Here is a 23,492-nt window from a genome sequence, read left to right as displayed (position 1 = left end):
GTCACTCCTGCAAGCCACCGATAATCGCGCTTACGATTTCAGCCAAACACGGCACTCAATATCAATCAGGGCGAACAACATGGAAATCTACCTTGTGGGCGGCGCAGTGCGCGATGGACGGCTGGGCATTCCGGTCAAAGATCACGACTGGGTTGTGGTCGGCGCCACGCCGGAAACCATGAAGAAAAAGGGTTACCGCCAGGTCGGAGCCGATTTCCCTGTATTTCTACACCCGAAAACCGGAGAAGAATACGCCCTCGCCCGCACCGAACGAAAACAAGGCCGAGGCTATCACGGCTTTACCGTCTACAGTGCTCCGGACGTCACGCTCGAAGAAGACCTGAACCGCCGTGACCTGACCATCAACGCCATGGCTGAACGCGAAGACGGAACCTTGGTCGACCCCTTCAATGGCCTGACCGATCTGGAACAGAAAACCCTTCGCCATGTCTCCGACGCTTTCGCCGAAGACCCGCTTCGCATTCTCAGGACCGCCCGTTTCGCCGCTCGATTCCACCCGCTGGGTTTCACCATCTGTCCGCAGACCATGACACTGATGCGCGATATGATCGGCGACGGTGAACTGGAGCATTTGGTGCCGGAGCGAGTCTGGCAGGAAATTCAGCGCGCACTGCACGAAAAGTCTCCCGGCGTCTTTTTTCAGGTGCTTCAAGAGCTGGGAGCTCTGGCCATTTTGGCACCCGAACTGGCCGATACCGAATGTTTCGAGGCAGGCCTCCAAGCCTTGCAGTGCATAAGCGTGCAGAACAGCTCTAGCGCCCAAAGGTTTGCGGCACTGCTGAGCGCAGTGCCGGAGCACAAGGCCAGCGCCCTGGCAAAAGCCATGAAAAGCCCCAACGAATGCAGGGATCTCACTCGACTGACGTGCCTGTTTGCAGAGCGATTCTCCATCGACACTGGCACACCCCTGCCCGCAAAGGCGGTACTGGAACTGTTCGACCAAGCCGATCTATGGCGCCGCCCTGAGCGCTTTGAGCAGTTATTGGAAACACTTATCTGCACGCCCCATAAAACGCATGCCGAGCCACTTCGCCTTGCAGCCAGATCAGCTACCGGCGTCAGCCCGCAAGAACTTTTGAACCAAGGTTTCAAAGGCAAAGAGTTAGGCACGGCTATCCGCAACGAGCGGCTTATGCGTATCACGCAGGTACTGACACCATAACGCGACTTTGGTGGTTTTGGCGCACAGGGGCTTTCCCGCTACAATACCTGCCAACAAATTTTATTCTCGGGCAGCCAATCGGCTGAACCTGTATTTATACAACGGAGAGTTTCCATGCGTGATGTTGTCATTGTTGCTGCAAAACGTACCGCCGTTGGCAGTTTCGGCGGCGGTCTGTCTAGCCTCCGAGCTGACCAACTCGGTGCGGCTGTCATCAAGGCTCTGATGGAAGACACCGGCATTGCCGGCGAGCAAGTTAACGAAGTCATCCTCGGCCAAGTACTGACAGCCGGCAGCGGCCAGAACCCCGCACGCCAAGCCAGCATCCATGCCGGCCTTCCGGTATCCGTGCCGGCGATCACCATCAACAAGGTCTGTGGCTCCGGTCTAAAAGCTGTGCACATGGCGGTTCAATCCATCCGTTGCGGCGATGCCGAGGTGATCATTGCCGGTGGTCAGGAAAGCATGAGCCAGGCTCCTCACGTACTGCCCAACAGCCGTAACGGTCAACGCATGGGCAACTGGAACATGGTCGACACCATGATCAACGACGGCCTTTGGGATGCTTTCAACGACTATCACATGGGCATCACCGCCGAGAACATTGTTGAGAAGTACGGCATCAGCCGTGAAGAGCAGGACGAATTCGCCGCGGCGTCTCAGCAAAAAGCCGTAGCTGCCCAGAATGACGGACGCTTTGATGGCCAAATCGTTCCGGTCAGCATTCCCCAGCGCAAAGGCGATCCGATCGTGGTGGACAAAGATGAGTGCCCACGGGATGGTGTCTCTGCTGAGGGCCTTGCCAAACTGCGCCCCGCGTTCAAGAAAGATGGCTCGGTCACGGCCGGCAACGCTTCTTCACTGAACGATGGCGCCGCTGCGGTCATGGTATGCAGTGCTGAGAAAGCAAAAGAGCTGGGTTTGACGCCTCTGGCCACCATCAAAGCCCACGCCAACGCCGGCGTTGATCCCACCATCATGGGCACTGGCCCGATCCCCGCCAGCCAGCGCTGTCTGGAACGTGCCGGCTGGACAGCTGCCGATCTGGATCTGATCGAAGCCAACGAAGCGTTTGCGGCTCAGGCAATTTCCGTGAACCGGGAAATGGGCTGGGACACCAGCAAGGTCAACGTCAACGGTGGCGCTATTGCCCTTGGCCATCCCATCGGTGCCTCCGGCTGCCGGATTCTGGTCTCCCTGCTGCACGAAATGCAGCGTTGTGATGCCAAAAAAGGCCTGGCCACTCTGTGCATCGGCGGCGGCTTGGGCGTTGCCCTGGCTGTAGAGCGTTAACGCGAGTGTTACACGTTGTTTTGTATGAGCCGGAAATACCGCCGAACACCGGCAATATTATCCGGCTCTGCGCCAATACAGGCTGTCAGCTGCATCTGATCGAGCCTTTGGGATTTTCTCTCGAAGACAAACAGATGCGGCGTGCCGGGTTGGACTACAGCGAATACGCCACGGTAAAGATCCACAAGGATTACGAGAGTTTTCTGGAAGCAGAGCAACCCGAGCGCCTGTTCGGGCTCACCACGAAAGGCTCTCGGCATTACCATGAGGTTGCCTATCAGGACGGCGACTACCTGATGTTTGGCCCTGAAACTCGCGGATTGCCGGAAGACGTCAGGAACGGACTTCCCGAAGATCGCAGGCTTCGGGTGCCCATGCGCCCTGAAAGCCGCAGCCTCAATCTATCCAACACCGCCGCAGTGCTCGTTTACGAAGCTTGGCGACAACTCGGTTTCCCCGACGCCAGTTGAGCGTCGCCGCTGCCCAGAGGTACGACCAGAGGGTAACCTTCCGGCAGTGAAATCACCCTCGCCCGGTAGCCATACACGGCTTTCAGCACGGATTGGGTCAGTACCTCCGGGGCGGTACCTTCACGGAAGCACCGCCCTGCCTGCATGATCAGCAGACGATCCGAAAACTGGGCCGCCAGGTTCAAGTCATGAACAATCGCGAGTACGGCTATGCCCTGCTCTCGCGCCAATCGCTGTATAACCTCCATGACCAATTGCTGGTGTGCGGGATCAAGAGCTGAAGTGCATTCATCGAGCAATAGCAATCGCGGCCCTGAAGTATCCAAAATCTGCCCCAGAACACGGGCCAACTGAACACGTTGCTGCTCTCCCCCTGACAGTCCGGGCACCATGCGGTGACGAAGGTGAGTAATATCCAGCTCCACCATAAGCCGGTCGATTATCCCATCCGGTTTGCCCTTAGAAGTACTAGCCCTCCCCATGGCGATCACTTCCTCCACCGTCAATGGAAAGTTTACGTCCACTTTCTGAGGCATCACCGCACGTCGGCGTGCCAGTTGCGACGGTTTCCAATCAACAAGCTGGCGCCCCGCCATGACGATTTGTCCCAAGAAGGGCAGCTCCCCCGACAAGGCCCTCAGCAAGGTCGATTTTCCGGCACCGTTCGGCCCCAATAACATCATCACTTCACCCGGCTCAAGCGACAGATTGATGTCACGAACAATCGTCACGCCTCCCAGCAATACACTGAGATTGTTTACTAGCAAAGTCATTAAACCACCTTCCGCCGCATCAGCAGCCCAAGAAAAAACGGGCCGCCAATCAACGCCATCATTAATCCTATCGGCAACTCTGCGGGCGCCACCACAACTCGCGCCAGTGAGTCTGCCGCGACCAACAGGGTGCCGCCAATCAAGGCACTAAAGGGCAGAACCACGCGATGACTGGCACCTAACACCAAGCGAACCAGGTGCGGCACAATCAACCCGACAAAGCCAATCAAACCACTGACAGCAACGGCAGCACCAACGCCAAGGCCAACGACCAAAATCGCTGCTTTCTTCACGGTGTCTGCTGGATAACCAAGATGCCCAACCACGGATTCCCCTAACAAAAACGCATCCAGAGGCCGCGCCAAACAGGGAGCAACAATCAGTGCCAGAATCATAAACGGGGCGCCGATCAACAGATCATCCCAATCGGCATGACCCAAGCTACCCATGGTCCAGAAGGTCAGCGATCGAAGCTCATCATCGGTTGCATAAAAAGTCAGCAGGCCTGTCGCCGCCCCCGCAATCGCATTGATGGCAATCCCCGAAAGCAACAAGGTTGCCACCTGCGTTTGTCCGCTTCGATTGGCAATTCGCCAAGCCAGAAACACTGTCGCACTGCCGCCAAGGAATGCCGCGATGGGCAATGCCCATTCTCCTGCGAATTCCAGCCAGCCTCCCAGCCAGGTACCGCCCAGCACAATGACCATGATGGCGGCCAAAGACGCCCCTGCCGAGACACCTATCAAGCCCGGGTCAGCCAGCGGGTTACGGAATAACCCTTGGAGCAAAGCCCCGGAGACGGCGAGCACAGCTCCCACCAGAAACCCCAACAGGAATCTGGGCATACGCACTTCCAGCAACACCAGAGAGGCCACCGGATCGCTGGCTTCCCTGCCCGCAAGTACCCTTAGGATGTCGGGGATCGCCAATGGGTATGCCCCACTGGCGACCGATAGCAAAGCGATGGATACTGCTGCACACACCACGATGATCAAAGCAGGGGTGTAGCCAAAGCGGCCAGCCGCGTCACGAATCATCGTTCACCACGGCAGAGCCGGAAGGCAAAACCCGGTTTAGCGCATCCATCGCTTCGGGCAATCGGGGCCCGAACCCCAACAGAAGCATGCTGTCGGCCACCATATGGTGCCCCGACTTCCAGGCATCCAGGTGAGCAAGTTCCTGCCATTTATTGATATCGAACTGCCCCGGCGTCGACTCAGCAATAACAATGGCGTCCGGTTGCGAGGCAAGAATTGCTTCTCGGCTGGCCGGCTTATAACCCTGAATTGCCGTCACAGCGTTATCGGCGTTCACGGTATCCAGCAATGCCGAAGCTGCAGTGCCCTGCCCCGCCAGCATCACTGAATGATTGCCGGCGGCCAGAATAAACAACACTCTGGGACGCTTCACGCGATTGGCTGCATCCTGCTGGACCCGACTAATCTTTGACGAAAGCTCAGTGACCAAAGCTTCGGCCTGAGGGCGTGCGTGGAGTATGTCTCCCACTGCAACGATCCGTTCCAGAGAAGCTTCTGGTGTCCACGCCATTGGCAGCGTTTCCACTTGCACGCCGGCCTTGACCAGCCGGTCCAGATTATCCTGAGGGGCCGCTTGTTCCGACGTAATCAACACGTCCGGCCTCATTGCAAGCACCCCCTCAAAGGGCAACGCGCGCAAGTAACCGATCTTGGGCAACGATTGGGTTTCTTCCGGGAAACCGCTCGTGGTATCGACAGCAACTAACAGAGACTCCATTCCCAGCCGATAGACGGTCTCAGTAATGGCGCCATCGGCGGTCACCACCCGCGTCGGCTCAGCTTGAACCAAGACAGGCATCAACCAGCTCAATGCCATCAGCAATATCCGTGCTCTCATGAAACAGCCTCCAGAGCGGCCGCCTGTTCTCGCCAGAGTTCGGATTCCGGTATACCCGGCTTGCGTTCACCAAACACCGTCAGCACCAACTCACCGTTTGCATTGAAAGCTTCGACAGAGGTAATGGTGCCATCCGAAGATGGCCGGCGAACCAGCCACCAGGAAGTGATCTGCGCGGTGTTAACGTGCAAGTTAAAGCTTGGATCCAGCACGTTCATCCAAGGACCCGAGCGTTTCAGATTGGCAACCTGCCCGGTAAAAATCTGGACAATGCCCGGATTACCCACGAAAAACATGGCCGGACAGCGCTTATCCCGCAATAACTCAAGCAGGTGATCCAATACATCACCACCGGCACATTGCAGCTCGGTCGCCCATTCGCCCCTCAGAAGCTCCAGCGCCGTCAACCGGTCAGCCCCGACTCGCTTCAGCAATGCGTGAAAATGATGAACGTCCTTCAGGTTCTGCCAACCATCACGCAGCGCGTCCACGTCGACACTCCCAGCTTCCGCACGGTCAGGCACCGGGCGTTTACCGCAAGGCTCGAAAGGCGCCAGCCGATCAGCGGCAAAAGTCTCAGTCAGTTGCGACCAAGCTGCCGCATCGGTCTCAGCCACCCGATAAATCTTGAAAACCGCGGCTCCATATCGGTCGAAAAACTGAAAACTCTCCCGACAACCAGAGCGCACTTGCTCCTGAACCCGGTAACCCCAAGCCCAATGCGTGAAAAACACTCGGATGTCGATCTCCCCGACCGCAAGCCCCATCACACCGGATTTCCCGGTGGTAAAGCCTTTGAAGGTGCCCGTCACTTCATGAACCACCTCGTTATTACGCGCCAGGATCATTACCGGGCCAACACTCTCCAGCGCTTCGAGAAGCTCGGGAAAGCGATCCTGCAAAGGAATCAACGCATCAGTGCCACGCAACCGCACCAATTCCATTTCACTGACACCTAACACATCGGCCGCCGAGCGAATCCTCATATTTGGCTGTGTCGCCAGCAAAGCTTCCCAGCATTCCGCCAGCGTTTTTTCGCCCACCTCTTTATCCATCATTGCCGATTCCATACCTTACTCCTGAGCTTGTTCGGGATTAACTTCTAACCAACGCACAACCGGCTGCCCACTGGCGCCGCTCTCGTCGTAATAACCAACGATTTGCAGTGCCCATACGCTCGAGGCAGTGTCGCTAACGTCAGACTTGATCAGGAAGGTACGGAAGTTAGGCCAGATTTTGTGTTGGCCGGTCAGGTTGTAGGCATACCAGGGGTACTCTGACAAGACGCCTCCGGTAGAGTCGGTGGTGTACAGCTGAGGCACCCCGGGATCAGCGTTATAGGACGCAAGTTCGGCCCACGGCATCGGGCCCGCAGCCCCACCCTGGCCCGATGCGCTACTGCTCGATTTCAGGTACCAATCTCGCCCAGAGAAACCCACTTGGACATCCCAAGCCGAACTGCTGGCGCAATCGACTACGTTTGCAGCATCAAAATCAAAACAAGCATCTGTTCCGTCATAATCGGGTGGCGTTGCGAAGACAATAGGCGTAGAGCTGAATTGACTCGCTCCGGCAGCTTGCACATCAAACTCAAACGTAAAGCTCTCTATGCCATTGCCCGCCCGGGTAGGGAAATTGAAATCCACCACACGCATACGAGCATAGCTATCGCCTTCCGCAGAACGCACCAGGTAACCCACGTCCTCTTTCTCGGAGATCACACCTGTAGCCGGGTCGTACGTCGACCAAACGTCAGCAGCGCCGAATGCGCTGTAAAAAGCGTCCTGCTGCCAAGCGTCCGGCTCTTGAAAAACACCCAGCAGATGCTCTTCTTCCGAGTTGGCGGTGGCATTGGTAAACACACTGACATCAGGTTCGCCGTTTGCGTCGTAAAAATCGCTCTGTTCAACGGCTATTGCACCACCGACCGTGCTGTCGCCAGAAGCCCCTCCGTTTAGTTGAAAACTCAAACGATTCGCCGCGATATGCCAATCGCCATTTGCTTCCACAAAGGCCCCGGTTTCCAGATTCAGGTAGACCGTCTCGCTGGCGGCCGGCAACTGCTTGGACGATATACCTTCCTGCTCGGGTTCTTCGGCAGCGTCGGCATTGCTAATGTCTTTTTCGCTACCGCCCCCGCCACAGGCGGCCAGCATGAGTACCGTAAATACAAGCGTTGGTGGTCGAGCATCAAAAAGTGTCATCGGTAATCTCCTTTTAGTCCTTTATCATTAAGGGAGTGGGCTTATTTACTGAACGAAACCGACAGTCCTGCGTAGGCAAAGCGGCCGGCTACGGGCCGCAGGTCTTCATCGGCATTAGAAAAGTCGCGCTGCTCATTGGTGATATTGTCAGCCCCGGCAAACAGTCGAATTTGGTCGGAGAGCTGATAATTGAGCTTAAGATCGGCGGTGGTGTAACCGGGGGATTTACTGCTTTCGGATGCGTTGGTGTACTCGTCACTTTGATAACGAACACGAGCACTCCACGTTAGGCTTGGCAAAGGCAGCGGGCCATCCACACCCAAGTCAGCTTGATGCCGGGGCCGTTGATTGAGCTCATCTCCGGTTTGCTTGTCTTCGGTGCGGGTATAGGTGTACCCCGCGGTAAAGCGCCACGGCGCGACCGGCTCCCAGCCCGCAGTTGTCTCGAAGCCCCAGGTTCGGGCCTCAGCGATGTTTTCGTACCGGTATTCGGCCACACCATCGTTGACCTCGCCGGTATCAGAGGTTTGGATCAACTGCTCGATATCGTTATAGAAGGCATTGACTTCCAACCAGACGGTACGCCCTCGGGACACTCCGGCCCCCAACTGGTAACTCAGCGACTCCTCTGGCTTCAGGCTTTCCGAGCCTTTCACGATGTAACCCAAAGAACTGTGATCAAACAGGAAATAACGCTCTTTCAGGTTGGGCACCCGGTAACCTGCACCGGCACCGGCTCTGATGAAAGCACTCAAGGTGTCAGTTTGGAAAAGGTCATAACGAGCGTTAAGCTTTGGTGCGGTATGGATTCCGAAACTGGAGTCATTCTGGATTCGCACGCCGGGAATCAGCTCCAGATTCCCGGTCGCCATCCAAGTATCCTGAAACCAAAGTTCTTGGCCTTCACGCTCCTGCCGACCATTTAACTCAGAGGTTCCGTCAATGGTCTGGTCGAGCGTCCCTTTGCTAAAATCCACCCCACCCTGCAAGTAATGACGAGCCCCGAATGGACTACCAAGATCGGCCGAAAATTTGGACAATGCTGATTCAGCGCGCCGGTCATCAAAGCGACCGCTTGCGGAGTACTTCAGAGTATCGTCATTGAGCGTTTCGTGGATGGCAGACCAGCCAGCACGCACAGCGCCAGCAAGGCCGTGATCACCAGAAATAGAAAACCGGGTTCTCTGTACGGTCTCGCGCTTACCTTGATCAGCGTTCACCGGGGGGGCAAGCCGATATCGAGACTCGGAATCTTCCTCGAAGCGGGCAATCGCAGCGCTGAGTCGGTGTTCGTCTGCCAATGCCCAATCAGCTCTCAAACTGAGATCTGTCCGATCATACTCGTCGCCAGGTTGGGACCAGTTTTCAGGCTCCGGATCAATACCGTCCGAATGCTGCTGTGAAGCCGATAGCCGCAGCATTAGCTGATCGACACCGCCCTGAACTGTCGCGCGAGCACTGTAACGCGCCGGATCGGCCGCATCACCGGAGGGGTTCTGGTCACCATAAGAGCCTGCATCGACAGTGAACTCTCCCGACATACCGGGCTGGGTCGGGCGCGTAATCACATTGATCACACCTCCGATTCCAGAACTGCCGTACTGTGCCGAGACCGCGCCTTTAACCACCTCAATCTTTTCGATGTCCAGCACCGATAGCTGGCTAACATCAGTAGCTGAACCGGTGGTTGCCGTCATGGGCATACCATCGATCAGAACCAATACGCGATCGGCCTCGACGCCCTGAAGCCAAACTTCATAACCGGGTTTGCCATGAATCTCCCGAAGCTGAAGCCCGGGCACATACTGCAACGCTTCTTTCAAACTGCGAGCGTGGGTACTCTTCAGTTCCCGGGCAGTGACCACTTCAGTTCGCACGGGCGTATCAAGCAGCGAGCGCTCGCTGCGAGTACCGGTAACCACCAGCTCATCCAGATAAAGAGCCTCAGCCTCTGCTATCCCGACATTCCCCAGCAACGCTAGCGCAAATGGCAAACAGAAATGCGCCCGTTTTTGATTAAACATAAACTATCACCAATAATCGTAATGCGAACGATTATTATTTAGTTTACATATTTCGTCAACTCTTTATTGACAATAATCAAACAGGCACAAAAAAACCGGCCTTGGCCGGTTTTTTTGTTTGGAAACGCGGAATGCTTAGTGCGTTTGCTCTGAGCCGGCCTCACCGGCCGCTTCTTCTTGCTTCTTCTTCAGTGCCTGAGCATAGATAGCGTCAAAGTTCACCGGCGCCAGCATCAACGCTGGGAAGCTGCCTTTACTCACGGTTCCATCAATGGCTTCACGCGCATAGGGGAACAAAATGGTCGGGCAATAAGCACCGAGCATCTGACCGAGTTGAGCACCTTCGATACCAGCCACCATGAATACACCGGCCTGCTGAATCTCAACAATGTACGCAACCTTCTCGTCCAGCTTAGCCGTCACCGTCATCGACAGCACCACTTCGTACTGGTTGTCGCTGACTTTGGTGTGAGCGGTATTCAGGTCTAGGTTTACCTGCGGTTTCCACTGCTCCTGAAACACCATGGGGGCATTCGGTGATTCAAAAGAGAGGTCCTTCACATAAATACGCTGAAGGGCAAACTGGGGTTGGTTCTGGTTTTCGTTGCCTGCGGCTTGCTGATTCTCAGCCATGATCCGTCCTTTCGTTTTATTTCGTAGCATGGGCAGAGCCCATTGTCCTGTTCGCGCGTTGCCGGGACAGTCTACCGCCTGCTCCGGACAAGTAATATGAAACAGTGCGATAGATCGCCGATCAGATCAAGCCCTATTACTTTTTAACCAGAGGCAAGTTGCTGGCCTTCCAGTCGGCAATGCCGCCGTTCAAACGAACAACATCTGAAAACCCGGCTTCTTTAAGCTGCTTGACCGCCATCGCAGAGTGTTGGCCCATTTTATCCACCACCACAACCTGCTTTTCCTTGTGCTTGCTCAATTCGTTAAGACGATCTTTCAGGCCACTCAACGGAATGTTGATCGCACCCGTAATGCGACCTTCACCAAAGTCTTTGCGATCACGAATATCCAGCACCACAGCTTCATCCCGGTTAATCAGACTAACCGCACCCTGGGCAGAAATTTTTGCGCCACCGCGACGAGACTCAAGGAGCAGAATCGCCAGAATCAGAGCCACGAAAATTGACACCAGAATGTAGTGATTAACAACAAATTCAAACAGACGATCCATGGAGCGCTACCCTGAAAATTAGTTTGGCCGGATTATACACACCCACACCCGCTCAAAGAAGGCGAGGAGCCCTGAGCTTTACCGCGTGGCCTGAACAAATGAAAACGGTTACAATCTACCCCACTTTTTATTCGTCAATTCTACAACCAACCGGACAATACGATGACCGCGACGCGTAAGCCCACTGCACTGATTATCCTCGACGGCTGGGGCCACCGTGACCCGGCTGACGACAACGCCATCTCAAACGCCAACACCCCGTTTTGGGACACGCTCTGGCACAACCAGCCGAAAACTCTGATCAACACTTCAGGCATGTTTGTCGGCCTACCCCAAGGCCAGATGGGCAATTCGGAAGTCGGCCATATGAATCTCGGCGCTGGCCGGGTGGTGTATCAGAGCCTGACGCGCATCGATAAAGATCTGGAAGACCGCGAGTTCCAGAACAACCCGGCCCTGTGCAACGCTATCGATAAAGCCGCCAACAACGGCAAAGCGGTTCACATTATGGGTTTGCTGTCTCCCGGCGGTGTCCACAGCCACGAGAATCATATTCTGGCGGCCGCTGAACTGGCTGCCGCTCGCGGCGCGAAAGAAGTGTATATCCACGCGTTCCTGGATGGCCGCGACATGCCCCCGCGCAGCGCTCGTCCATCATTGGAGAAAGCCGCGGCCAAGATGGAAAGTCTGGGCGTTGGCCGCATTGCCAGCGTCGTCGGACGCTATTTCGCCATGGACCGTGATAACCGCTGGGACCGTGTAGAAGCCGCTTACAACGTAATGACTCTGGGCGAAGCCGAGTTCACTTGCGCCGACCCGGTAACCGCACTGGAACAAGCCTACGAGCGCGGCGAGAACGACGAGTTCGTGAAAGCGACCCGCATCCATAAAGACGGCCAAGCGGAAGGCACTATCAACGATGGCGACGCGGTCATTTTCATGAACTTCCGTGCCGACCGCGCCCGGGAAATGACGCGCACGTTTGTAGAGCCGGATTTCGACGGTTTCGATCGCCGCAAGCACCCGGAACTGGCGGACTTCGTTATGCTGACGGAATACGCGGCTGACATTAAGACATCTTGCGCCTACCCCCCCGAACAGTTAACCAACGGCTTGGGCGAATACATGGGGAAACTGGGGAAGACCCAGCTTCGGATTTCCGAAACCGAGAAGTATGCTCACGTCACGTTCTTCTTCAACGGTGGCATGGAAACCCCATTTGAAGGCGAAGATCGCATTCTGGTGCCGTCTCCCAAAGTCGCCACCTATGACCTGCAGCCCGAAATGAGCGCACCGGAAGTCACCGACAAACTGGTAGAAGCGATCAAGAGCGGCAAGTACGACCTGATCGTCTGCAACTACGCCAACGGCGACATGGTTGGCCACACAGGTAAGCTGGACGCTGCAATCAAAGCCGCCGAGTGCCTCGACCAATGCGTGCAGCGTGTGGTTGAAGCGCTGAACGAAGTGGGCGGTGAAGCACTGATCACTGCTGACCATGGCAACTGCGAGCAGATGACCGACCCCACTTCGGGTCAGGTTCACACGTCTCACACCATCGGCCCGGTGCCTCTGGTCTATACCGGCCCTCGCGCGGTCACCCTGAAAGATGGCGGTAGCCTGAGCGACATCGCGCCCACGCTGCTGACTCTGATGGGAGATAAAGCACCGGAAGAGATGACCGGACAAAATCTGGCTGACATAGGCTGATTGTTATAACGGCGAGTATTTTGAAACGTCTTACGGTATTGGCGCTGGCCCTCCTCATGGGGGCTGCGCCATTGCATGCCGAGCAGGACGTCACGCCCGAACAGGTTGATGCGCTGAAGCAGCGCATCGCCAATATCGATGAGTGGCTGGCCGATGCAGAAGAAGACCGCTCAAAACTGGAACAACAGCTCGCCAACACCGAGCGGAACATCAGCAAACTCACACGGGAACGCAGAGAGCTTCGCAATCAGGCGGCCGAGCAGAAAAAGCGGCTGGGCGAGCTGAGAAAGCAAGAGAACGAACTCGCCAACACCCTGAACATTCAGCGCCAAAGCCTGATGAAGCAAATCCGGGCGGCCTGGATGGAAGGCGAGGCCCCCGCCCTGAAAGTTCTGCTGAACGAAACCGAACCGGGCAACCTTGCTCGCACCATGACCTATTACGAGTATCTGAGCAAAGATACCGTCGAACGACTGGAAGCCTTCCAGCAAAGCTTACGTGAACTAAAAGCAGCTCGCGCTGACGTTCAGGCGACAAGGGTAGAATTGGCCAAGACCGAAGCCGGCCTGGAGCAACGCCAAGGCCGCCTGGCCGAGAGTCGCAAAGAGCGAAACAAAACCTTGATCGCCTTGAAGAGCGACATTCAAGAACGCCGCGATGAAAAGAAGACCCTCGAAGCGGATCAACAACGGCTCGAAAAGCTCCTCGAAGAAGTCCAGCAGGCGATAGCCAACATCCCGTCTCCCAACGAGTCACGCCCCTTTAAATCACAACGCAGCAAACTCGGCTGGCCGGTACAAGGGAAAGTGGCCAGCCAATACGGGGCTCTTTACGCTGACGGCAAACTGCGCCGAAACGGCATGATCATCAACACCGCGGAAGAAGCCGAGGTAACCGCCGTACACCATGGCCGGGTAGTCTTTGCCAACTGGCTGCGCGGATTCGGCCTGATGACCATCATCGACCACGGCGATGGCTACATGACGCTATACGGCCACAGCAGCAGCCTGTTCACCTCTCCTGGCGACTGGGTGACACCCGGCCAAACCATTGCTTTGGCTGGCCGCACCGGTGGCACTCAAGATCCAGCGCTCTATTTTGAAGTGCGCAAGAACGGCAAACCGGTCAACCCGCGCACCTGGCTAAACAAACTTTAAGCTGAGAACTGAAGGGCTGACAAACGTTCTTGTGAACGCCATACTGTGGCTATCAATTTTCGCGTCCAACTATTGGAAACCAAACAGGGTATGTGAATGAAACGGGTCCCAAGCTCTCTCCAGATTTCACCATTACGCTATCTCGCACTCGTGGCAACCTGTTCTTTCACTTTTCCTGGACTGGCTTTCGCCCAAGACAGCCAACCCCATCAGGTGATCCAAGGCCTGCAAGATGGCCAGCAGGTTGAACTTAAGCTACCGGACCCGGAGAAACAGCTTCCACTGGAAGACCTGCGCAAGTTCACCGAAGTCTTCGCCCGAATCAAAGGCGCTTATGTAGAAGAAGTCTCCGACAGCGAGCTTCTTGAAAGCGCCATCAAAGGCATGCTTTCCGACCTGGACCCACACTCAACCTACCTCGCCCCGAAAGACTACGAAGAGCTTGAAGAAAGCACCTCCGGCGAGTTCGGTGGCCTAGGCATTGAAGTGGGCATGGAAAATGGCTTCGTGAAAGTCATCTCCCCGATCGACGACACTCCGGCCCAAAAGGCCGGAGTACAAGCCGGCGACTTGATCATCAAGCTCGACGAAAAGCCGGTGAAAGGTATGTCACTGGAAGAAGCCGTGAGCCTGATGCGCGGCAAACCCGGCACGGTGCTCACCTTGACCATCATGCGTGACGGCCAAAACGCCCCCATCGAGATTGACGTCACCCGAAATATCATCAAAGTCACTAGCGTAAAATCTCGCATGCTGGAAAGCGGCTATGGCTACGTTCGCATCACCCAATTTCAGGCTGAAACCGGCCGTCAGTTCCGGCAGGCACTGCGCAAACTGGAAGAGGATTACGGCAACGACCTTAAGGGCCTGGTGATTGACCTGCGCAACAATCCGGGCGGTGTTCTTCAAGCCGCGGTTGAAGCCTCCGATGCCCTGCTCGATAGCGGTCTGATCGTTTACACCGAGGGCCGCATTCAAAGCTCTCGCCTTCGATTCAGCGCTAAAAAAGGTGACCTTATGGAAGGCACTCCCATTGTGGTTCTGATTAACGGCGGTTCCGCCTCAGCCTCGGAAATTGTTGCCGGCGCCTTGCAAGACCATAAGCGGGCGGTTGTTATGGGCACCCAGTCTTTTGGCAAAGGCAGCGTACAGACCATCATTCCGCTGGACGAAACCCACGCCATCAAGATGACCACGGCGCGCTACTTCACGCCAGACGGCCGCTCGATTCAGGCAAAAGGCATCACCCCCGATATCGAAGTCCGCCCAGCCGAACTGACCGAACTGGACAGCCGTCCGTTCTTTACCGAGGCTGATTTAAGTGGTCACCTGGAAGGTGAGAATGAAGAGAAAGCTCGCCAAGAGCGCGAGCAAAATGAGCAAGCACGCAAGTCATCAGAAGACCGGGATTATCAGCTGCGCTCCGCTCTGAACCTGCTGAAAGGCATGAGCATTTTGTCTGGCACCAAGGACAGCGAGCAGTGAACAGGCGTCTCACAGGCTTCGCGCTTGCTGCGGTTTTAGCGCTTGGTTCAGGAGTGGCATACAGCGCTACACCGGCCGAAGCCCTACCGCCGACCATCGCTATCATCATTGATGATGTAGGTCACAACCTGCATGAAGGTCAGCGATTGGTGCAACTGGACCAGCCGCTTACGCTGGCATTCCTACCCTATCGCCGCCACACGGTGCGCTTGGCCAAAGAGGCCTACTCGAATAATAAAGAAATTATGCTGCATGCACCCATGGCCAACACCCGTAATTTCGGTTTGGGTCCGGGCGGACTGACCTCGGACATGGACGAAGCGACCGTGACCACTACCCTCCGGCGCGCGCTGCAATCCATCCCCCATGTAACAGGGGTGAACAACCACATGGGCAGCCTGTTAACCCAGCAATTGCAACCTATGGACTGGGTGATGAAAGAGCTGAGCCGCTATCCGGTTTACTTTGTTGATAGCCGCACCATTGCCAGCTCTGTGGCCGGAGACGTTGCCAGCGCTTACCAAATCCCGAGCCTGACCCGCGACGTATTTCTCGACCACGAACAAACGGAAGCGTTTGTTGACAAGCAATTCCAGCGGTTGATCAAAACCGCAAAAGAAAAAGGCACCGCCATCGGAATCGGCCATCCGCACACCGTCACGGTGGACTACCTTGAAAAGCACTTGTCGGAATTGGATAAACAGGGCATTGCCATTGCAACCGTTCGAGGGATTTGGGCGATTCGCAACGACAATCGAGAGATGTTTGCAGAAGGGGAAAAGCAGGCCATTCGACCTGCTTACGCCAAAAGCAATTAATCGCGGACTTCGATACCCTGAGCCTTCATAAAGGCTTTGGCTTCAGGAATCGTGTGCTGCCCGAAGTGGAAAATAGACGCCGCCAACACGGCATCAGCGCCACCCTGGGTAACGCCATCAGCCAAATGCTGAAGCTCACCTACCCCGCCCGAAGCAATCACCGGCACCGATACCGCATCACTGATGGCGCGAGTTAAGCCAAGGTCAAAACCGATCTTGGTTCCGTCACGATCCATACTGGTCAGCAACAGCTCACCCGCACCCATTTCGACCATCTTTTCAGCCCATTCAACGGCATCAAGACCGGTCGGCTTCCGGCCACCGTGGGTGAAGATTTCCCAACGGGGCGCTTCGCCTTCGGCACTGACTCGTTTGGCATCAATGGCGACCACAATGCACTGACGACCAAATCGCTCCGCGGCTTCGCGCACGAACTCCGGATTAAATACCGCCGCAGTGTTGATAGACACTTTGTCGGCACCGGCGTTCAGCAGATTGCGAATATCATCGACGGTGCGCACGCCGCCGCCAACGGTCAGCGGGATGAAGACTTCCGCCGCCATACGCTCTACGGTTTCATAGGTGGTATCGCGGCTTTCGTGACTGGCCGTAATGTCCAGAAAGGTGATTTCGTCAGCACCCTGCTCGTTGTAGCGCCGAGCCACTTCCACAGGATCGCCGGCGTCACGGATATCCACGAAATTTACGCCTTTAACCACGCGGCCTTTATCTACATCAAGGCAGGGAATGATGCGTTTTGCCAGTGCCATGATGTGTCCTCAGTTATTCAAGCTGTCGCAGTAGGCCTGAGCTTCCGCCACGTCCAGAGTGCCTTCGTAGATAGCACGACCGGTAATGGCGCCAAGGATACCTTTGTCTGCCACAGTAGCCAGACGCTTCAGGTCGTCCATATTGGTGACACCGCCGGAGGCGATAACCGGGATACCACCCTGCTCTGCCAGAGCGGCTGTGGCTTCCACGTTTACACCCTGCATCATGCCGTCGCGGGCAATGTCGGTGTAGACGATGGAATCTACGCCGTCGTTGGCGAAGCGTTTGGCCAGATCAACGGCCATCACTTCTGAGACTTCAGCCCAGCCGTCAGTGGCTACTCGGCCGTCTTTGGCGTCCAGCCCCACGATGATGTGGCCAGGGAAGCGTTTACACATTTCGGTAACGAACTCGGGCTCTTTAACCGCTTTGGTGCCGATGATGACCCATTGAACGCCCGCCTTCAGGTAAGCTTCGATGGTTTCAGCCGAGCGAATGCCGCCACCGATCTGGATCGGTAGGTCCGGGTACTTTTTGGCGATGGCTTTAACGATTTCGCCGTTAACAGGCTCACCGGCAAAAGCGCCGTTGAGATCGACCAAGTGCAGGCGGCGGGCGCCAGCTTCGACCCATTTGGTAGCCATGTCGACAGGGTCGTCTCCGAACACGGTGGAGTCGTCCATGCGGCCTTGGCGCAGTCTTACGCACTTGCCGTCTTTAAGATCAATTGCGGGGATGATCAGCATGTCTTGTTCCCTGCCCGCGTTCAGCGGTTTCCAGTCCAGTTTGTAAAGTTTTCCAGTAATTGCAGACCCGCCCTTGCGCTTTTCTCCGGGTGGAACTGCACTGCAAAAATGTTGTCTTTCGCCACCGCAGCCGCAAGATCCACACCATAATGGGTGCGGCCAGCCATGTGAGCGTTGCCGTTGGCTTCGGCATAGTAACTGTGCACGAAGTAGAAGCGGTCACCGTCAGGGATGTTGTGCCATAACGGGTGGCCCATGGCTTGGTGAACCTGGTTCCAACCCATGTGAGGCACCTTCAGGCGCTCATTGTTTTCGGTCAGGTTGTCACCGAAATAACGTACTTCTGAGGGAAACAGGCCGATGCCTTCGACGCCGCCGTTTTCTTCACTTCTGGCCATCAGCGCCTGCATTCCAACGCAAATGCCCAAGAACGGGCGATCCTGGGAGACTTCTTTAACCAGCTTATCCACTCCCAAGCGGCGAATTTCAGCCATGCAATCACGGATGGCGCCAACGCCGGGCAGGATCACCCGGTCGGCTTCGCGTATCTGATCGGCGTTGTCGGTGACCAGCACGGTGCAATCCGGGGCAACATGTTCCACGGCTTTACGCGCGGAGTGCAAGTTGCCCATGCCGTAGTCAATGATGGCGACGGTCTTCATGGTGGTTCAGATTCCTGTTGGCAACCGGTTTACAGAGCGCCTTTGGTAGACGGCATGATACCGGCCATGCGCTCGTCCATCTCAATCGTCATGCGCAGGGCACGGCCGAATGCTTTATACACCGTTTCAATCTGGTGGTGGGTATTTTTACCCTTCAGGTTGTCGATGTGCACGGTTGTCATCGAATGGTTCACAAACCCGCGGAAGAATTCTTCAAACAGGTCCACGTCAAAACCGCCAACAACAGCACGGGTGTAGGGTATGTTCATGCACAAGCCTGGACGGCCTGACAGATCGATCACAACGCGGGACAGAGCTTCATCCAAAGGTACATAGGCGTGGCCGTATCGACGAATCCCTTTTTTATCGCCCACGGCCTGTTTAAAGGCTTGGCCCAAGGTGATACCGATATCTTCCACGGTATGGTGGTCATCAATATAGGTATCGCCCTTGCAGGTGATATCCAGGTCGATCAAACCATGGCGGGCGATCTGGTCCATCATATGTTCGAGAAAAGGCACGCCTGTGTCGAAACGGGCTTTGCCGGTACCGTCGAGATTGATCTCAACAGTGATCTGGGTTTCTAGGGTATTTCGCTCTACCCGAGCCTTACGTTCAGCCATGGAGACTCCGTTGTAAAAACTGGCTTGCTACCGAAAACTTTGATGTTTACGAATTATACCGATTTACACAACAGGAGTCCCGCAAAGGGCTTTATCGCTTGAATTAGGCTTAGAACGCGTTTTTCAGGTTATTCATGTAGGTGTCAACCAGGCTATTGAACTCGTGCTTGATAACAGGGCTGATGGCGAGTTTTAGCAAGCTCGGCAGGGGCAGAGTCAGGGCTGCACTGGTTTGGAAGCGCAAACTCGTGGTGTTCGCGTCTTTGGCGCTAATGACCCAAGAACCACTCACCACACCATTGCCTTCACCCTTGACCGGCTCCCAGGTAATTTTCCCGGCGTCTTTGTCTGCATAGTATTTACAGGCGTAAACAGACTGGATGGCATGTTTATCAATACCAACCTTTTCCATTTCCCAGCGATAAGTGTTGTCGCCCAGATCAACCAGCTTTTCCACCTTGGGAAAATGGCTGACGGATTCAGGCACATCTGCCAGCAGGTCGAACACTTCGTCATAGCTTGCCTGAATGTCCAGTTCACGGTTCAGTTCAATTGAAACAGTGATAGCCACATCCGACTCCTTGTTATGTTTATTATGCTAGTTTGCGTGTCAAAGCATTTTCCCCGACACGATTTGCGGTGTATTTTGAACCAAGACTACCGCATTGTCATATTCCTGCACTGTTAATTTAGTAACCCTGCGTTATCCTTTGGGTAATTCATTCGCAATACATCAGGTAACTTTCCAACCAGGGAAGAAAAGGAACTCCGTAATGAAAGTCATTCGCTACGCGCTCTATGCCATCATCGGCCTTGTCATTCTGGCGGTCGCAGCCGTTGCTATTGCTGTCGCCGTGATCAATCCAAATGACTATAAGCCGCAGATCGAGGAAGTAGTCGAAAAGCAAACCAACCTGGACCTGATTCTGGACGGCGACATTGGCTGGTCGTTCATCCCCCTTGGCCTCGAACTGAATACCGTAGAGGCAACACTGGAAGGTGAGCGCTTTGTAGCGCTCGAACAACTGATTGCCCAGATCGATTTTTGGTCGCTGATCACCATGTCACCGCAGGTCAACACCTTCGTCCTCAGCGGTCTGGAAGCACACCTCGAAGTAAACAAGCAGGGAGAAGGCAATTGGTCGCGAATCATGGTCGAAAAACCAGCCGATGATTCAGAACCTGAGATGGCGGAAACCACTGAAGCGCCCACAAACACAGAGGAAACAGCGGAGGCCACCGAAGGTGGTGAAGCCCTTAACTTCAACGTCGAGAACGTGGAAATCAGCAATGCCCAGATTCATTACAACGACCTGAGCACGGGGCAGTCGGTAATACTGGAAGACTTTTCTGTGGCGGCCAGCAACATCACGTTGGGCTCGGAGTTCCCGCTGGACATCCAATTTAAAGTGGAAACAGCTCAGCCGAAGCTGGCAGTTGATGGCAGCATCAGCGCCAACCTGAAAGCCAATCAAGCGCTGAATGAATTTGCAGTATCCGGTCTAAAAGCTGTGTTCGACATGAACGGCGAACCGTTTGGCGGCAAAGCTGTAACAGCCGAGTTAAGCGGATCACTAGCCGCAAACCTCGAAGATGAAACCGCGTCATTGAGCGACTTCACAGCCACTCTGGCCAATCTGAAGCTAAGCACCAATCTCAATGTAAAAGGCTTCGGCGAAAAGCCCGCACTGGATGGCCAACTAGCGATTTCCGAGTTTTCTTTGAAGCAGCTTCTTAGCAATCTTGGCCAGCCCGCCATTGAAACCGCAGACACGGATGTACTCAAAGCCATCGCGTTTTCTACTAACCTTGGCGGCGAGCCCGGAACCGTAGCGTTAAGCGACTTGAAGATTGCTCTGGACGACACCAACTTCAACGGTAACGGCAGCTATACCCTGAGCAACGGCGGCCTCGTATTCAACCTGCAAGGCGACAAGCTGAACGCAGACCGTTACTTACCACCAGCTACCGAAGCAGAGCCGGCCGCCACGTCTGAAAGCGAGACCGAAAACCCGGCAACAGAAACCGCCTCGGCCAACCAGCCGGAAACCGATCTGCTGCCACTGGAAACCCTGCGCTCGCTGCTGCTCGACGTCAACTTCGGCCTAAGCGAGTTGATTGTCAGCAACCTGACCATCAACGAAATCAAAGCCAGCACCACTGCTAAAAATGGCTTGCTGAAGGTTGACGAGTTCAGTGGCAAGCTTTACTACGGCACCTTCGGCGCCAACGTCACGATTGACGCCCGCACGGACAACCCGAAGTGGAACATCCGCTCTGACGTCAGCAATGTTCAGACCTTGCCGCTGCTCACCCAACTCGCTGAAGTCGACATGCTGTCCGGCGGTGCCAACCTGAAACTGGCCGTAGACACCAACGGCAATCGCATCTCCGCATTGCGCAATAACGCCAAGGGCGAAATCAACTTCAACCTGGCCGAGGGCGAGTTCCGGAAAATGAACCTGACCCGCATGGCCTGCCAGGGTATCGCCCTGGTCAATCAGGATGAGCTGACTGCTACGGACTGGGGCACAGCTACGCCATTCAACGACATGCGCGGCACCCTGAAGATCGACGGCAACACTCTGAACAACACCGATCTGGTGGCAGAATTAGCCGGCATGCGCCTAGAAGGCAACGGTACCGTTGAACTGGATCAAAGCGAACTCGATTACGAGGTCGGGCTACGGATCATTGGCGACATCCACCGCGATCAGGCCTGCCGCACCACCGAATACGTCAAAAACGTGGTTATTCCGGTCGAGTGCCGTGGTAACTTCGCTGACGACCCGGCCGGCCTGTGTTCTTTTGACGGATCCCGCTTCCGCGATGCACTGAAAGACATTGCCGCCAATGCCGCACGAGCGAAAGCAAAGGAAGAGCTCGACAGCGCCAAGGCCAAAGCTGCAGAAAAGGTCGAAGAAGCCAAACAGAAAGCCAAAGATAAGGTCGACGAAAAGCTGAAAGAGAAACTCGGCGAAGAAGGCGAAAAAGTTAAAGATGCTCTCAAAGGTCTGTTCAACTAATGCCCGACCGATTCGCCGACAATCTGCTTAACTGGTACGACAAACACGGCAGGCACGACCTGCCGTGGCACTATGACCGAAATGCCTACCGGGTATGGGTTTCTGAAATCATGCTTCAGCAAACCCAGGTAGCCACGGCCATTCCCTACTTTGAAGCTTTCATGATCAGTTTCCCGGACGTTCATGCACTCGCTTCGGCGCCTGTTGATGACATTCTCAGCCACTGGTCCGGCCTTGGTTACTACGCTCGGGCTCGCAACCTGCACAAAGCCGCCAAGCAAATCGTCGAAAACTTTAACGGCGAGTTCCCACAAGACCAGGAAACACTGGAGTCACTCACCGGCATCGGCCGCTCGACCGCAGCGGCCATTCTGGCTCAAGCCTTCGGAAAGCGCGCAGCGATTCTGGACGGTAACGTAAAGCGCGTATTGGCCCGTTACCACGCCGTATCCGGCTGGCCGGGGCAATCCGCCGTACTGAAACAGCTGTGGGAACACGCCGAAACCCACACACCCGATCAGCGTGTGCGCGATTACACCCAGGGCATTATGGATTTGGGCGCTATGGTGTGTACCCGCAGCAAACCCAAGTGCGACAGCTGCCCCCTTGGCAACGGATGTACCGCCTACGCCGAAAGGCAAACTCACCTGTACCCGGGCTCCAAACCGAAAAAACAAAAGCCGGAAAAAACCACCTGGATGCTGATACTTGAAGACACTGAAGGCCGGATCCTGCTGGAGCGGCGTCCGCCCAGCGGCATTTGGGGTGGCCTCTGGAGCCTTCCCGAGCTGGACCCCGCCTACGGTGCCGAAGAGCTCCAGGAAGCCTGTGAGAAAGATCTGGGACTAGTGTGCCGCGACCCTGAACTGATCAGCGGTTTTCGCCACACGTTCAGCCACTACCACTTGCACATACAACCCGCACGCATGCCAGTTTTTGGCAGCACGAAGATCACAGACTCAGGTAGCCAACGCTGGCTGCATCGAGACGAAGCGTTGGCGCTGGGGCTACCAGCCCCCATTCGTAGCCTGCTGACCGAGCCGGAGCAAAGCACCCTGCTCTAACCCGATCTGTTATCATGCTCGCAGCAACAACCTCAACACAGGAGCCATCATGAGCCGCACTGTATTCTGCCGAAAGTACCAGAAGGAAATGGAAGGCCTGTCCATGCCTCCGATGCCCGGCCCCAAAGGTCAGGATATCTTTGAAAACATTTCCAAAGCCGCTTGGGATGAATGGCAGAACCAGCAGACCATGCTGATCAACGAAAAGCACCTAAGTCTGATGGATGTGAACACCCGTAAGTATCTGCAAGCCCAGATGGATCGTTTCTTTAATAACGAACCTTTCGACAAGGCCGAAGGGTACGTACCGCCCGAAAAGTAAGCTTTTTGGTCAAGGTCTGATCAAGCAAGGAAATTTTAAGAAATTTTTGCCGACTGGCCTTGACTCGCAAACCCTAAACCGGTTTAATAGCGCCCCGTTG

Annotated in this window: 23 protein-coding genes; 10 read left to right on the top strand and 13 right to left on the bottom strand. The window is 55.4% G+C overall.

Features of this window, described 5'->3' with window-relative positions:
• The first annotated feature begins 79 nt into the window (after positions 1 to 79).
• The 3 genes from VOI14_RS09215 (at position 80) to trmL (ending at position 2,946) form a co-directional block, all read left to right on the top strand.
• Positions 80 to 1,183 carry a multifunctional CCA tRNA nucleotidyl transferase/2'3'-cyclic phosphodiesterase/2'nucleotidase/phosphatase gene (locus VOI14_RS09215; RefSeq protein ID WP_323751754.1) on the top strand — a complete coding sequence of 368 codons (1,104 nt, stop codon included), beginning with the start codon at positions 80 to 82 and terminating at the stop codon, positions 1,181 to 1,183.
• A 114-nt stretch (positions 1,184 to 1,297) separates the two neighbouring features.
• Entirely contained in the window at positions 1,298 to 2,476 is a 1,179-nt protein-coding gene (locus VOI14_RS09210; RefSeq protein WP_323751753.1) for an acetyl-CoA C-acetyltransferase, read from the top strand.
• Positions 2,477 to 2,481: 5 nt separating this feature from the next.
• Entirely contained in the window at positions 2,482 to 2,946 is a 465-nt protein-coding gene (trmL, locus tag VOI14_RS09205; protein WP_323751752.1) for a tRNA (uridine(34)/cytosine(34)/5-carboxymethylaminomethyluridine(34)-2'-O)-methyltransferase TrmL, read from the top strand.
• On the opposite strand, the gene VOI14_RS09200 is transcribed toward trmL, so the two are convergent.
• The 8 genes from VOI14_RS09200 to VOI14_RS09165 form a co-directional block, all read right to left on the bottom strand.
• On the bottom strand, positions 2,904 to 3,719 hold the full coding sequence (locus VOI14_RS09200) for a heme ABC transporter ATP-binding protein (RefSeq protein ID WP_323751751.1): 816 nt from the start codon (positions 3,717 to 3,719) through the stop codon (positions 2,904 to 2,906). The two genes, trmL and VOI14_RS09200, sit on opposite strands and share 43 nt — an antisense overlap.
• On the bottom strand, positions 3,719 to 4,756 hold the full coding sequence (locus VOI14_RS09195) for an iron ABC transporter permease (RefSeq protein WP_323751750.1): 1,038 nt from the start codon (positions 4,754 to 4,756) through the stop codon (positions 3,719 to 3,721). The genes VOI14_RS09200 and VOI14_RS09195 overlap by 1 nt, the downstream gene beginning before the upstream one ends.
• The gene (locus VOI14_RS09190; RefSeq protein WP_323751749.1) at positions 4,746 to 5,594 is read right to left on the bottom strand and encodes a heme/hemin ABC transporter substrate-binding protein; all 849 of its coding nucleotides are present in this window, start codon (positions 5,592 to 5,594) and stop codon (positions 4,746 to 4,748) included. The genes VOI14_RS09195 and VOI14_RS09190 overlap by 11 nt, the downstream gene beginning before the upstream one ends.
• Positions 5,591 to 6,664, bottom strand: coding sequence for a hemin-degrading factor (locus VOI14_RS09185; RefSeq protein ID WP_323751748.1), 1,074 nt, complete (start codon positions 6,662 to 6,664; stop codon positions 5,591 to 5,593). Before VOI14_RS09185 ends, VOI14_RS09190 begins: the two co-directional genes overlap by 4 nt.
• A 3-nt stretch (positions 6,665 to 6,667) precedes the next feature.
• The gene (locus tag VOI14_RS09180; RefSeq protein ID WP_323751747.1) at positions 6,668 to 7,798 is read right to left on the bottom strand and encodes an HmuY family protein; all 1,131 of its coding nucleotides are present in this window, start codon (positions 7,796 to 7,798) and stop codon (positions 6,668 to 6,670) included.
• 41 nt (positions 7,799 to 7,839) lie between these two features.
• Positions 7,840 to 9,822: a TonB-dependent receptor gene (locus VOI14_RS09175; RefSeq protein WP_323751746.1), complete on the bottom strand. Its 1,983-nt coding sequence runs from the start codon at positions 9,820 to 9,822 to the stop codon at positions 7,840 to 7,842.
• Between the two features lie 135 nt (positions 9,823 to 9,957).
• Complete coding sequence (secB, locus tag VOI14_RS09170; RefSeq protein WP_323751745.1) at positions 9,958 to 10,455, bottom strand: protein-export chaperone SecB; 498 nt, start codon at positions 10,453 to 10,455, stop codon at positions 9,958 to 9,960.
• Between the two features lie 136 nt (positions 10,456 to 10,591).
• Entirely contained in the window at positions 10,592 to 11,008 is a 417-nt protein-coding gene (locus VOI14_RS09165; protein ID WP_323751744.1) for a rhodanese-like domain-containing protein, read from the bottom strand.
• Between the two features lie 162 nt (positions 11,009 to 11,170).
• On the opposite strand from VOI14_RS09165, the gene gpmM reads away from it, so the two are divergent.
• The 4 genes from gpmM (at position 11,171) to VOI14_RS09145 (ending at position 16,178) form a co-directional block, all read left to right on the top strand.
• Positions 11,171 to 12,718: a 2,3-bisphosphoglycerate-independent phosphoglycerate mutase gene (gene gpmM / locus VOI14_RS09160; protein WP_323751743.1), complete on the top strand. Its 1,548-nt coding sequence runs from the start codon at positions 11,171 to 11,173 to the stop codon at positions 12,716 to 12,718.
• Between the two features lie 56 nt (positions 12,719 to 12,774).
• The gene (locus VOI14_RS09155; RefSeq protein WP_323751816.1) at positions 12,775 to 13,875 is read left to right on the top strand and encodes a murein hydrolase activator EnvC family protein; all 1,101 of its coding nucleotides are present in this window, start codon (positions 12,775 to 12,777) and stop codon (positions 13,873 to 13,875) included.
• A gap of 96 nt (positions 13,876 to 13,971) precedes the next feature.
• Positions 13,972 to 15,360 carry a S41 family peptidase gene (locus tag VOI14_RS09150; RefSeq protein ID WP_323751742.1) on the top strand — a complete coding sequence of 463 codons (1,389 nt, stop codon included), beginning with the start codon at positions 13,972 to 13,974 and terminating at the stop codon, positions 15,358 to 15,360.
• 53 nt (positions 15,361 to 15,413) lie between these two features.
• A complete protein-coding gene (locus VOI14_RS09145) occupies positions 15,414 to 16,178 on the top strand; it encodes a divergent polysaccharide deacetylase family protein (protein WP_323751815.1) in 765 nt (254 codons plus the stop codon).
• On the opposite strand, the gene hisF is transcribed toward VOI14_RS09145, so the two are convergent.
• From hisF to VOI14_RS09120, 5 genes are all read right to left on the bottom strand, one after another.
• Positions 16,175 to 16,948 carry an imidazole glycerol phosphate synthase subunit HisF gene (hisF, locus tag VOI14_RS09140; protein WP_323751741.1) on the bottom strand — a complete coding sequence of 258 codons (774 nt, stop codon included), beginning with the start codon at positions 16,946 to 16,948 and terminating at the stop codon, positions 16,175 to 16,177. The two genes, VOI14_RS09145 and hisF, sit on opposite strands and share 4 nt — an antisense overlap.
• A 9-nt stretch (positions 16,949 to 16,957) precedes the next feature.
• The gene (gene hisA, locus VOI14_RS09135; RefSeq protein ID WP_323751740.1) at positions 16,958 to 17,695 is read right to left on the bottom strand and encodes a 1-(5-phosphoribosyl)-5-[(5-phosphoribosylamino)methylideneamino]imidazole-4-carboxamide isomerase; all 738 of its coding nucleotides are present in this window, start codon (positions 17,693 to 17,695) and stop codon (positions 16,958 to 16,960) included.
• Between the two features lie 20 nt (positions 17,696 to 17,715).
• Complete coding sequence (hisH, locus tag VOI14_RS09130) at positions 17,716 to 18,357, bottom strand: imidazole glycerol phosphate synthase subunit HisH (protein ID WP_323751739.1); 642 nt, start codon at positions 18,355 to 18,357, stop codon at positions 17,716 to 17,718.
• 29 nt (positions 18,358 to 18,386) lie between these two features.
• Complete coding sequence (hisB, locus tag VOI14_RS09125; RefSeq protein ID WP_323751737.1) at positions 18,387 to 18,980, bottom strand: imidazoleglycerol-phosphate dehydratase HisB; 594 nt, start codon at positions 18,978 to 18,980, stop codon at positions 18,387 to 18,389.
• Positions 18,981 to 19,089: 109 nt separating this feature from the next.
• Positions 19,090 to 19,551, bottom strand: a complete 462-nt coding sequence (locus VOI14_RS09120; protein WP_323751736.1) for an SRPBCC family protein — start codon at positions 19,549 to 19,551, stop codon at positions 19,090 to 19,092.
• 202 nt (positions 19,552 to 19,753) lie between these two features.
• On the opposite strand from VOI14_RS09120, the gene VOI14_RS09115 reads away from it, so the two are divergent.
• From VOI14_RS09115 to VOI14_RS09105, 3 genes are read left to right on the top strand one after another with little or no spacing between them, the layout of a single operon-like run.
• Positions 19,754 to 22,006, top strand: coding sequence for an AsmA family protein (locus VOI14_RS09115; protein WP_323751735.1), 2,253 nt, complete (start codon positions 19,754 to 19,756; stop codon positions 22,004 to 22,006).
• On the top strand, positions 22,006 to 23,070 hold the full coding sequence (gene mutY / locus VOI14_RS09110) for an A/G-specific adenine glycosylase (RefSeq protein WP_323751734.1): 1,065 nt from the start codon (positions 22,006 to 22,008) through the stop codon (positions 23,068 to 23,070). The genes VOI14_RS09115 and mutY overlap by 1 nt, the downstream gene beginning before the upstream one ends.
• Positions 23,071 to 23,119: 49 nt before the next feature.
• The gene (locus VOI14_RS09105; RefSeq protein ID WP_323751732.1) at positions 23,120 to 23,392 is read left to right on the top strand and encodes an oxidative damage protection protein; all 273 of its coding nucleotides are present in this window, start codon (positions 23,120 to 23,122) and stop codon (positions 23,390 to 23,392) included.
• The last annotated feature ends 100 nt before the right edge of the window (positions 23,393 to 23,492 follow it).

It is taken from the genome of Marinobacter sp. (assembly GCF_034669625.1).
In the GTDB taxonomy this organism is placed as follows: Bacteria; Pseudomonadota; Gammaproteobacteria; order Pseudomonadales; family Oleiphilaceae; genus Marinobacter.
Note: the sequence above shows the minus strand (reverse complement) of the source record. Positions and strands in the feature narration are given on the sequence as shown.